Annotated in this window: 5 protein-coding genes; all 5 read right to left on the bottom strand. The window is 72.9% G+C overall.

Annotated elements, in window-relative coordinates:
- Positions 1 to 1,271: 1,271 nt before the first annotated feature.
- The 5 genes from glgX (AMYTH_RS0112355) to malQ all read right to left on the bottom strand — a co-directional run bounded on the left by glgX (AMYTH_RS0112355) (position 1,272) and on the right by malQ (position 11,748).
- The gene (glgX, locus tag AMYTH_RS0112355; RefSeq protein WP_027930587.1) at positions 1,272 to 3,407 is read right to left on the bottom strand and encodes a glycogen debranching protein GlgX; all 2,136 of its coding nucleotides are present in this window, start codon (positions 3,405 to 3,407) and stop codon (positions 1,272 to 1,274) included.
- A 254-nt stretch (positions 3,408 to 3,661) separates the two neighbouring features.
- On the bottom strand, positions 3,662 to 5,368 hold the full coding sequence (gene treZ, locus AMYTH_RS0112350) for a malto-oligosyltrehalose trehalohydrolase (RefSeq protein WP_027930586.1): 1,707 nt from the start codon (positions 5,366 to 5,368) through the stop codon (positions 3,662 to 3,664).
- Positions 5,365 to 7,635: a malto-oligosyltrehalose synthase gene (gene treY, locus AMYTH_RS0112345; RefSeq protein ID WP_027930585.1), complete on the bottom strand. Its 2,271-nt coding sequence runs from the start codon at positions 7,633 to 7,635 to the stop codon at positions 5,365 to 5,367. The genes treZ and treY overlap by 4 nt, the downstream gene beginning before the upstream one ends.
- Positions 7,632 to 9,749 (bottom strand): glycogen debranching protein GlgX, encoded by a 2,118-nt coding sequence (gene glgX / locus AMYTH_RS0112340; RefSeq protein WP_027930584.1) that lies wholly within the window; start codon positions 9,747 to 9,749, stop codon positions 7,632 to 7,634. Before glgX (AMYTH_RS0112340) ends, treY begins: the two co-directional genes overlap by 4 nt.
- A 58-nt stretch (positions 9,750 to 9,807) precedes the next feature.
- A complete protein-coding gene (gene malQ / locus AMYTH_RS0112335; RefSeq protein WP_027930583.1) occupies positions 9,808 to 11,748 on the bottom strand; it encodes a 4-alpha-glucanotransferase in 1,941 nt (646 codons plus the stop codon).
- Positions 11,749 to 11,767: the final 19 nt, after the last annotated feature.

Below are 11,767 nucleotides of genomic sequence, written 5' to 3'. Positions count from 1 at the left end.
GGGCTTGCCGTGTCTGGGATCGGGATGCCCCGTCGTACCCGCCGGTAACCCTGGGGGCGCCGGTTTGGTTGCGGGGGAAGTGGCGGGGTTCGGGCGATGATCGTTGGGCGGGGGAGGGGTTCGGATGGTGGTGGGTGGTGGCTGCCGGGGGCAGGTGGTGGTGCCGGTGGTGGTCACGCTCCGCTCTGGCTGGAAGGTGGTCGGCGGGGCCCGTGCTGCTTCGGGTGGAAGGTGGTCGCTGGGCCCCGTGTTGCGCTGGGTGGAAGGTATTCACTGGGGCCGGCGCTGCTCCGGGGAACGGGGTTCTCGCTGCGGCCTGTGCCCGCGCCCACCTCTTCACAGCGAGTGCAGTGCAGTGCCATGCCGCGCGCGCGAAGCGGGAGCGCGGCGGCCGGCGTCTGCCGCGCCGGCCGCCGCCGCGCGCGTCGCCGGCGTGGGCGCTCGGTCCCGCTTCGCGGGCGCGGCGGCAGCTGCCACCGGGCGTTGCCGGCCGGGCGTGCTCCGGCTGGGAAGCGTGCCACCGTTGCGCGGGCGAGCTCGCGTTGCTGGGCGGGGTGCTTCTGCTGCGGAAGCGCTCCACCGTTGCGCGGGCCTGGTCCTGCATCGCGGGCGCCGCGCCGTTGTCGCCGGGCGGGCGGCTCCGGCTGGGAAGCGCGCCATTGGTGCGGGCGTGCTCGCGTTGCCAGGCGGGGTGCTTCCGCTAGGGAAGCGCTCTGCCGTTGTGCGGACGTGCTCCTGCTTCGCGAGCGCCGCGCGCTTGCCACCGCGCTGTTGCCGCCGGCTGGGTGTGCTCCCACGGGCACGGCGTCGTTGCCGCCGTGCGCGTTGCCCGGCGGGGTTCCTTCCGCTGCGGAAGCCCGCTGTGGGTGCGTGGTGCGCTCCCTCTTCTGGGGCACCGCGCCGGTTGCTGCCGGGCGCGCCGCTGGGCGGGCGTGGTTGTGCTGCGCGGGCGTCGCTGTGCGGGCACCGCGCCGGTTGTTGCCGGGCGAAGCACGCCACCGCCGCTGTGCGGGCACCGCGCTGGTTGTCGCCGGGCGCGCCGCTGGGCGGGCGTGGTTATGCTGCGCGGGCTTCGCTGCGCGGGCACCGCGCTGGTTGTCGCCGGGCGCGCCGCTGGGCGGGCGTGGTTGTGCTGCGCGGGTGTCGCTGCGCGGGCACCGCGCTGGTTGTCGCCAGGCGCGTCGCTGGGCGGGGGTGGTTGTGCTGCGCGCGGCGTCGCTGCGTGGGCGGGGTTGCGCTGTGCGCGGCGGGGCCCCGCCGCCGTGGGTGCTCTACCTGGGCGTGATGTCCCGTGGGGCGCGGAGCAGCAGCAGCGCCCTCGCGGGCAGGGTCAGCCTGCTGCCGGGCGTGAGGGCGCCCGGGTTGGCGGGGCTGCCGTCCGGCGTCGTGGTGTCCAGGGTCGGCTTCAGGGTTTCGCCGAACTCCGGGCCGGGCAGGGTGACCTTCACCGGCTCGTCCCCGGAGTGCAGGATCAGCAGCCACGAGTGGTCGGCGATCAGTTCGCCCTCCCGGGTGCGGGACTGGCTGTTCGACCCGTCGATCCACATCATCAGCGTGCGGCGGCCGCCGTCGAACCAGTCCTCCTCCGTCATCTCCTCGCCGTCGGGGCGGAACCAGATCAGGTCGGGGCGCCCGGTGGGCGTCGTGCGGCCTTCGAAGAACTCCGGCTGCCTCAGGGCCGGGCTCGCGGCCCGCAGGTGCACCAGCCGGCGCGTGAAGGCCAGCATCGCGGTCGCGTCCGGGTCGCCGGACCAGTCCAGCCACGACGTCTCGTCGTCCAGGCAGTACGCGTTGTTGTTGCCGCCCTGGGTGCGCCACAGCTCGTCACCCGCGACGAGCATCGGGGTGCCCGTCGACAACAGCAGCGTCGCGAGCAGGTTCCGCGCCTGCCTGGCCCGCAGCTCCCGGATCTCCGGATCGTCGGTCTCGCCCTCCGCGCCGTGGTTCCAGGAGCGGTTGTCGTTCGTGCCGTCGCGGTTGTCCTCGCCGTTGGCCTCGTTGTGCTTTTCGTTGTAGGACACCAGATCCCGCAACGTGAAGCCGTCGTGCGCGGTGATGAAGTTGACCGACTGCCACGGGCGGCGCAGGTTGTGGTCGTACAGGTCCGACGAACCGGACAGCCGGAACGCCAGGTCGTCCACCCCCACCGCGCCGCGCCAGAAGTCACGCACCGTGTCGCGGTAGCGGCCGTTCCACTCCGCCCACTGCGCCCCGAAGTCGCCGACGCGATAGCCGTGCCCGGTCACGTCCCACGGCTCGGCGATCAGTTTGCACCCGGACAGCACCGGATCGGTGGTGATCGCGGTGAGCAGCGCCGAGTCCCGGTCGAACGCGCCGCCGCCTGGCCTGCCGAGCGTGCTGGCCAGGTCGAACCGGAACCCGTCGACACCCATCTCGGTCGCCCAGTACCGCAGCGAGTCGGTGACCAGGCGGATCACCGTCGGCGAGCGCGGCTCCAGGGTGTTGCCGCAGCCGGTCAGGTCGATGACGTTGCCGCGGCCGGCGTGCAGGTAGTAGGCCGGGGCGTCCAGGCCGCGGAACGACAGGGTGGGCCCGTCCAGGCCGCCCTCGCAGGTGTGGTTGAAGACCACGTCGAGGATGACCTCGATGTTGGCCGCGTGCAGGGCGGCGACCATGGTGCGGAACTCGGCGACCTCACGCCCCGGCTCGCTCGCGTACCCGGCGTGCGGCGCGAAGTAGCCCAGCGGCGAGTACCCCCAGTAGTTCTTCCGTCCGGTGCGCACCAGGTAGGGCTCCTCGGTGAACCAGTGCACCGGCAGCAGCTCCACCGCGGTCACCCCGAGCCGCACCAGGTGCTCGATCGCCGCCGGGTGGGCCAGGCCCAGGTAGGTGCCGCGCAGGTTCGCCGGGATCTCCGGGTTCCGCTGCGTGAAGCCCTTCACGTGCATCTCGTAGATGACGGACTCCTCGAACGGCACCTCGGGCTTGGCGCCGGTGTCCGGGCCGCCGTGCGAGGTGACCACCGACAGCGGCACGCTGCCCAGCGAGTCGACCTTGGAGCGGCGGTGGTGCATCGGATCGCCCGCGTGGCCGAGCGCGGCGGAAAGGTCGGTGAGGGCGCCGGTGATGCGCGTGGCGTACGGGTCGACGAGGATCTTGTCCGGGTTGCAGCGCAGGCCGCGCGACGGGTCGTACGGGCCGTGCACCCGGTAGCCGTACTTCTGGCCCGACGTCACACCCGGCACCAGGCCGTGCCACACGCCGAAGGTGCGCTCGGTGAGCTCCACGCGGCGTTCGGAGCCGTCCTCGCTGATCAGGCACACCTCGACGGCGTCGGCGACGGTCGAGGTGATGGCGAACCGGACGCCCCCGCCCTCCGGGTGCGCGCCCAGGGGGAAGGGGCGCCCGGCGAGGACGAGGTTGTCGGTGGCAGGTCGGGTGGCCATGCTCCGATTCTCCCAGCACCCCCCGACAGTTTGGTCACCGCCGAACGGTGTCGATCAGGCCGGGGTGCCGGGCGGGTGGTGACGGCGGGTGGCCGCGGCGGCGGTGTGCGGGGTCGTTCGCGCTGGTCGGTGCCTTCTGCGCGGAGGGACGGGTGGGGGTGGATGGGGCCGGTCGCGGGGGTGGTGAGGGTTTGGTCACCGCCGCACGGGGGCGATGGCGACCAAGTCCGCGGACGTCCGGTGACCTGGCGTGATCAGCTGAGGGTGTCGATCAGGACGAACGTGTCCGGGGGCAGCTGGGCGGCCGTGGCGTCGCCCCAGGAGAGCAGCACCTTGCCCGCCGGGTCGCCCAGGTCGGCGGCCTCGGGACCGAAGTTGCACACCAGCCGCAGGGCGCCGCGGTCGAGGACCAGCAGCGGGCCGTCCGCGCGCACCTCGAACCGGTCCAGCCACGGGTCCGCCAGCTCCGGCCGGGACCGGCGCAGCGCGATCAGCGACCGGTACAGGTCGAGCATCTCGCGGTGCCCCTCCTTGGCCGGCTCGGACCAGTCCAGCCGCGAGCGCTCCACGGTCGCCGGGTCCATCGGGTCCGGCACCTCGGCCTCACCCCAGCCGTGGCGGGCGAACTCGCGGCGGCGGCCCGTCCGCACGGCCTCGGCCAGCTCCGGGTCCGGGAACGACGCGAAGAACTGCCACGGCGTGCGCGCCGCCCACTCCTCGCCCATGAACACCATCGGCGTGTACGGCGAGCAGAACACGATCGCCGCGCCGCAGGCCAGGCGTCCCGGCGACACCGAAGCGGACAACCGGTCGCCGGTGGCCCGGTTGCCGATCTGGTCGTGGTTCTGCAGGTAGATCAGGAACCGGTGCCCGGGCAGCGTCCGCGTGTCGACCGGCCGCCCGTGCGTCCGCTCCCGGAACGACGACCACGTGCCGGCGTGGAAGAACGCCTGCCGCAGCGTCTTCTCCAGCGCCCCGGGCGCGCCGAAGTCGGCGTAGTACCCGCTGGTCTCCCCGGACAGCGTCACGTGCAGCGCGTGGTGCAGGTCGTCGCACCACTGGGCGTGCAGCCCGTACCCGCCGCCCTCGCGGGCGGTGACCAGCCGCGGGTCGTTGAGGTCCGACTCGGCGATCAATGTCAGCGGCCGCCGCACCGCCGCCGACAGCGCCTCCACCTCCACCGCCAGCTCCTCCAGCAGGTGCGTGGCCCGCCGGTCGCTCAGCGCGTGCACCGCGTCCAGCCGCAGCGCGTCGACGTGGAAGTCCCGCAGCCAGCCGAGCGCGTTGTCCAGCACGTACCGGCGGACCTCGTCGGACCCCTCGCCGTCCAGGTTCAGGCCGGGGCCCCAGTCGTTGCTGCCCGCGAAGTAGGGGCCGAACCGGTCCAGGTACGCCCCCGACGGCCCGAGGTGGTTGTAGACGACGTCGAGCACCACGGCCAGGCCGCGTGCGTGGCAGGCGTCGACGAACCGCTTGAACCCGTCCGGCCCGCCGTAGGGCTCGTGCGCCGCGCCCCACAGCACCCCGTCGTAGCCCCAGCCGTCGGTGCCGTCGAACGAGTTGACCGGCAGCACCTCGACGAACGTGACGCCCAGGTCGACGAGATGGTCCAGCCGGCCGATCGCCGCGTCGAACGTGCCCTCCGGGGTGAACGTGCCGATGTGCAGCTCGTAGATCACCCCGCCGGGAAGCGCCCGCCCTGTCCACGACCCGTCGGTCCAGTCGAACGCGGAGTGGTCGTAGATCCGCGACGGCCCGTGCACGCCGTGCGGCTGCCACGACGACCGCGGATCGGGAAGCGCCTTCTCGTCGTCGTCGAGCACGAACGCGTAGTCGGCGCCCGGCGGCGCCGGCACGTCGGAGAACCACCAGCCGCCGCCACCGGCCGTCATCTCGTGGTCGGCGCCGCCGGTGCGCACGCGCACCCGCGAGACGGCGGGCGCCCACACCCGGAAGGTCATGACTCTCCCCGCACCAGCAGCGCGACCGGATAACGCGCCAGCATCTCCGACAGCTCACCGGTGACCGCCGCGCCGGTGATCGCGTCCGTCCACTCACCCGCGGGCAGCGGCAGCACCGTGCCGCGCCAGCCGCCGCCCTCGGCCAGCCCCACCGGCAGCCGGGTGGCCACCGTGATCAGCCCGGTGCGCTCGAAGGCCACCACGTGCGCGGCGGCCGGGCCCTCGGCGTGCAGGCGGCGGTAGCCGGTGAACAGCTCCGGGGAGTCGCGGCGCAGGGTCAGCGCCCGGTGCACGACGAGCAGCTTCGCCGCGCCGGAGGAGTCGACCGGCGGCAGCCACCCGCCCTCGATCTCCTCCAGCAGCGCGGCGCGCAGCGCGTAGTCGACCGGCCGCCGGTTGTCCGGGTCGACCAGCGAGAAGTCCCACAGCTCGGTGCCCTGGTAGACGTCCGGCACGCCGGGCGCGGTGAGCTGGATCAGCTTCTGCGCCACGGAGTTCGACCATCCCGGTTCGCGCACCCGCGCCACGAACGCCTCGACCTCGGCCGCCAGGTTCGCGTCGCCGAGGACCTCGTCCGGCCACGCCGCGACCGCCCGCTCGAACTCCTCGTCGTGGTCGGTCCAGGTGGTGCGGAGCTTGCTTTCCTTGGCCGCCTTGTCCAGGTAGTCCCGCAGCCGCTCCGGGGTGATCGGCCAGGCGCCCACCAGCGTCTGCCAGGCCAGCAGGTTCAGCGACGGCTCGTCGATGCCGTGCCGGGCGGTCCACCGCCGGACCGCGGCGGCGAACTCGCCGGGCACCTCCGACAGCACCGCCAGCCGCGCCCGCACGTCCTCGGACCGCTTCGTGTCGTGCGTGGTCAGCGTCGTCATCGCGCCGGGCCAGCCTGCCTCACGAGCGGCGGCCATCGCGTGGAAGGCGTCCACGGAGGCGCCGAAGTCGTTGGGGGAGCCGCCGACCTCGTTGAGCGCGGCGAAGCGCGTGTAGCGGTAGAAGGTGGTGTCCTCGGTGCCCTTGGCGACCACCATGCCGGAGGTCTGCTGGATGCGGGTGGCCAGCTCGCCGTGCGGGTCCTCGCGCACCTGGAAGTCCAGCGCGTCGATCGCCTCGGCCAGGTCGGGGCGCGCGGCGCGGGCGGCGGCGATCGCGGCCGCCCAGTGCGCCTCGCCCTCGGGCAGGTAGGACCGGTACACCGGGAACGCGACCATCGTCTCGGCCACCGCCCCCTGCGCCGCCTCCGGCTCGACGCCGCGCACCAGCGCGGCGATCCGGCGCACCTCGGCCACCAGGATCCGGTCGGTCACCAGCCGCCGGGCCCTGTCCTCGACCTCGTGGTAGTCCACCGGCTGGCCCAGCGACCGCGCCAGCTCGGTCAGCGGCGCCTCGCCGTCCGGGTCGACGAACAGCCCGGTGATCTCGCGCAGCGCGTCGTAGCCGGTGGTGCCGTCGACCGGCCAGCTCTGCGGCAGGTCCTCGCCCGGGTGCAGGATCTTCTCCACCACCAGCCACGCCTCCGGCGCGCCCGCACGCAGCATCCGCATGTAGCCGCCGGGGTCGGCCAGGCCGTCCGGGTGGTCCACGCGCAGGCCCGTGACCTCGCCCTCGGCGACCCAGCGCAGCACCTCGCCGTGGGTGGCGTGGAAGACGTCCGGCAGCTCGACCCGCACCGCGGCGAGCGTGGTGATGTCGAAGAAGCGGCGGTAGTTCAGCTCCGCGTTGCCCCGGCGCCAGCCCACCAGCTCGTAGTGCTGCCGCGCGTGCACCTCCTGCGGGCTGCCCTCGCCGGTGCCCGGCGCGATCGGGAACCGGTGCTCGTAGTAGACCAGCTCGTCGCCGTCGACCCGCAGCTCCGCCACGTCGGCGTCGTCACCGAGGACGGGCAGCAGCACCCTGCCGCGCCGCCAGTCGACGTCGAAGTAGTCGGCGTGTGCCGAGCCGGGGCCGTGCCGCAGCACGTCCCACCACCACGGGTTCGCCTTCGCGACCTCGACCGCCATGTGGTTGGGCACGATGTCCACGACGAACCCGAGCCCCGCGTCCCGCAGCCGCTTCGCCAGATCCCGCCGCGCGTCCTCGCCGCCCAGCTCCGGCCGCGCCCGCGTCGGGTCGACCACGTCGTAGCCGTGGGTGGACCCGGGCGTCGCGTGCAGCACCGGCGAGGCGTACAGGGCGCCGACGCCGAGCCTGCGCAGGTACGGAATGCGGTCGGCGGCGTCGGCGAAGGTGAACTCCGGGCGCAGCTGCACCCGGTAGGTGGCGGACGGTCTCATGCGTCCACCCGCTGCAGCACCACGAGCGAACGGGCAGGCAGGTTCATCGTGCCGCCCGCCGCCACCGGCTCACCCGGCTCCTCCGCGACGGTCCCGGCCTCGGTGTCGACCACCACCGCCCAGCCCGCGCCGTAGTCGGCGTTCGGCAGGGTCAGCTCGATGTCCTCGTAGTGCGCGTTGAACGCCAGCAGGAACGAGTCGTCGGTGACCTTCATGCCGCGCGGGTCGAGGTCGTTGATGCCCTCGCCGTTGAGGAACGCGACGATGGCCTTGCCGAAGCCGTCGTCCCAGTTCTGCTCCTTCATCTCCTCGCCGGAGGGGGTGAACCAGGCGATGTCGCGCAGCTCCTCGCCCTTGCCGATCGGTTTGCCCGCGAAGAAGCGGCGGCGCCGGAACACCGGGTGCTTCTTGCGGAACGCGGCGAGCGCGGCGGTGAACTCGACCTGGTCGGCGTTGGCCTTCGCGAGCGACCAGTCCATCCAGGAGATCTCGTTGTCCTGGCAGTAGACGTTGTTGTTGCCCCGCTGGGTGCGGCCCATCTCGTCGCCGTGCAGCAGCATCGGCACCCCCTGCGACAGCAGCAGGGTGGCGAGCATGTTGCGGCGCTGCTTGGCCCGCAGCGCCAGCACCTCCTCGTCGTCCGTCTCGCCCTCGACACCGCAGTTCCACGAGCGGTTGTCGTCGGCGCCGTCCCGCCCGTCCTCGCCGTTGGCCTCGTTGTGCTTGTTGTTGTAGGACACCAGGTCCTGCAGCGTGAAGCCGTCGTGCGCGGTGACGAAGTTGATCGAGGCGTACGGGCGGCGGCCGTCGTCCTGGTACAGGTCGGACGATCCGGTGAGCCGGGAGGCGAACTCGCCGAGCGTCGCGGGCTCGCCGCGCCAGAAGTCCCGCACGGTGTCGCGGAACTGACCGTTCCACTCCGTCCACAGTGGAGGAAAGTTGCCGACCTGGTACCCGCCCGGCCCGACGTCCCAGGGCTCGGCGATCAGCTTGACCCGGCTCACCGTCGGGTCCTGCTGCACCAGGTCGAAGAACGTGGACAGCCGGTCGACGTCGTAGAACTCTCGGGCCAGGGTGGCGGCGAGGTCGAAGCGGAACCCGTCGACGTGCATCTCGGTGACCCAGTACCGCAGCGAGTCCATGATGAGCTGCAGCGTGTGCGGGTTGCGCACGTTCAGCGAGTTGCCGGTGCCCGTGTAGTCCATGTAGTACTGCGGCTCGTCCTCGACCAGCCGGTAGTAGGCCTGGTTGTCGATGCCGCGCATGGACAGGGTGGGGCCGAGGTGGTTGCCCTCGGCGGTGTGGTTGTAGACGACGTCGAGGATGACCTCGATGCCTGCTTCGTGCAGGGCCTTGACCATGCCCTTGAACTCCTGCACCTGGCCGGCCTGCTCGGGCAGCGCCGCGTAACCCTCGTGCGGGGCGAAGAAGCCGATCGTGTTGTAGCCCCAGTAGTTGCGCAGGCCCTTCTCGGCCAGACCGTGGTCGGTGATGAACTGGTGCACCGGCATCAGCTCGATCGCCGTGACGCCGAGCTTGGTGAGGTGGTCGATCACCGCCGGGTGCGCGAGCCCGGCGTAGGTGCCGCGCAGCCGCGGGGGCACCTCCGGGTGGTTCATCGTGAGGCCGCGGACGTGCGCCTCGTAGATCACCGTCTCGTTGTAGGGCGTGCGCGGCGGCCGGTCGTCACCCCAGTCGAAGAACGGGTTGACCACCACCGCGTGCGGCACGTGCGCCGCCGAATCCGCGTCGTTGCGCTCGTCGGGCGAGCCGAACGGGTAGGCGAACAACGCCTCGTCCCAGTCGACGTGACCGGCGATCGCCTTGGCGTACGGGTCGATCAGCAGCTTGTTCGGGTTGCAGCGCAGGCCGCGCGACGGGTCGTACGCGCCGTGCACGCGGTAGCCGTAGCGCTGGCCGGGGCCGACGCCGAGCAGGTACCCGTGGTGGACGAACCCGTCGACCTCGGTCAGGCGGTGCCGCTCCTCGGTGCCGTCCTCGTTGACCAGGCACAGCTCGACGTGATCCGCGACCTCCGAGAAGACGGCGAAGTTGGTGCCCACACCGTCGTAGGTGGCACCCAGCGGGTAGGGCAATCCGGGCCAGGGCGGCACAGGTTCTCCTCTTTGCGTTCGCGAGCCGTGTTCCGACGTGTGCCCAATCTAGCGGTCTTCAAGCACTTCGCCCGGTGAACGGGCGCGCGGCGCGCAATTCCTTCACGAAGTGGCGCAGTCGTGCGTCCGCGAAGAACTCCTCCACGGTGACGGGCAAGGGAATCCGCCAGTTCGGGTACTCGTCCGTCGTGCCGGGCAGGTTGGGCTGCCGCACCTCGCCGACCACGTCGGCGGGCGCGGTCAGCAGCAGCCGCGACGCGGCGGACGCGAGCAGGGTGTGCAGCGCAGCCACCGGGTCGTCGTCCGGGATGCCCTGCGCCCGCGCGAACGCGAGCAGGTCGGCGCGCTCGGTCTCCGCGGCGGCCCGTTCCTCCTCCGCCGGCCCGTCGAGCAGTCCCAGTTCGGCCCGCACGCGCACGTGCTCGCCGGCGAGCCAGCCGGCGACGGTCGGCAGGTCGTGCGTGGTGATGCTCGCCATCGCGTCGGCGTCCCACTCCGCGGGCGGGACGAACGGGTGGCCGGGCGAGTCGTAGTCGCGCTGGAACCACAGCACCGCGGAGCTGAGCACCCCGCGCTCGTGCAGGGTCTTGGTCACCGCGGCCTCGACCGTGCCCAGGTCCTCGCCCACGACGACCGCGCCCGCGCGGTGCGCCTCCAGCGCCAGGATGCCGAGCATCGCCTCGGCGTCGTAGTGCACGTAGGTGCCGCGCGACGGCGGCTCGCCCGGCGGGATCCACCACAGCCGCCACAACCCGGCGACGTGGTCGATCCGGATGCCGTCGGCGTGCCGCAGGACGCCGCGGATGACATCGCGGAACGGCGCGTAACCGAGTTCGGCGAGCCGGTCCGGGCGGAACGGCGGCAGGTTCCAGTCCTGGCCCTGCTGGCTGAAGGCGTCCGGCGGCGCGCCAACGGTCACCTGCGCGGCGAACGCGTCGCCCAGCGCCCAGGTGTCCGCGCCGCCCGGGTGCACGCCGACCGGCAGGTCGTGCACGATGCCCACCGGCATCGCGGCGGCCGCCTCGCGGGCGTGGCCGAGCTGGTCCTCGCACAGCTGCTGCAGCCAGCCGTGGAAGGCGATCCGGTCGGCCAGCTCGGCGCGGGCTGCGGCGACCTCCGGGCCGTGCGGGTCGCGCAGCGGCACCGGCCACTCGCGCCAGTCCGGGCCGTGCCGTTCGGCCAGCGCGCAGAAGGTCGCGAAGTCGTGCACGGCGTCGTCCAGCGGCGCGGGCTCGTGCAGCGGCCACAGCAGTTCCAGCGCGGCCAGCTTGGCGCTCCAGACCGCGTCGTAGTCGATCAGGTCCGCGTTGTCCGGCCGCAGGGCCAGCACCCGGGCACGCAGGTCCTCGCCGGCGCGCGCGAACTCGGGCGTGTCGGTGATCCGGAGGTAGAGCGGGTTGGCGTAGCGGCGGCTGGCCGGCGAGTAGGGGGAGCGTTCGACCGGGTGAACCGGGCTGATCGCCTGCACCGGGTTGACCAGCAGCACGCCCGCGTCCAGCTCGGCGGCCGAGCGTCGCGCGAACTCCGCGAGGTCGCCGAAGTCCCCGGCGCCCCACGACCGCTCCGAACGCAGCGCGTAGAGCTGCAACATCCAGCCCCAGGCCGGGGGCACCTCGGGCAGGCGGTGCGGCACGACGGCGAGCACCACGTCCTGCTCGGCGGTCTCGACGCGGTGCCAGCCCAGCGGCAGATCGGCGGGAAGCATCCGGCCGATCTCCCGGCGGGTGCCGTCCTCCAAATGCAGGACAGCGGGCCCGCCCGCGTCGTGTTCGGTACCTTCTCGCAGCACGAGCGTCGGGGGCAGCACCGTGGCCGCCCGGCGTTCGCGGACCGCGGCCAGCTCGCGGCGGATCGCGTCCGGCCCGGAGGCGTCCACCCCGAACTGGGCGAGAACGGCGACGACGACGTCCGGCTCGACCTCGACCTCGCGTTGTTCGGCGTTCTCGTACCGGGTGGCCACTCCGTAAGCGTGCGCGAGGGCGGTCAGGTCGGCTTCCACCCGTTCAGGATCCAGGTCC

It is taken from the genome of Amycolatopsis thermoflava N1165, from assembly GCF_000473265.1.
GTDB classification, from domain to species: Bacteria; Actinomycetota; Actinomycetes; order Mycobacteriales; family Pseudonocardiaceae; genus Amycolatopsis_E; species Amycolatopsis_E thermoflava.
This window is presented reverse-complemented; position numbering and strand designations above follow the sequence as displayed.

What these genes read in the sequence shown, in the direction of transcription:
- glgX (WP_027930587.1), bottom strand. Translation starts at nt 3,407, where the DNA reads ATGGCCACCCGACCTGCCACCGACAACCTCGTCCTCGCCGGGCGCCCC.
- treZ (WP_027930586.1), bottom strand. Translation starts at nt 5,368, where the DNA reads ATGACCTTCCGGGTGTGGGCGCCCGCCGTCTCGCGGGTGCGCGTGCGC.
- treY (WP_027930585.1), bottom strand. Translation starts at nt 7,635, where the DNA reads ATGAGACCGTCCGCCACCTACCGGGTGCAGCTGCGCCCGGAGTTCACC.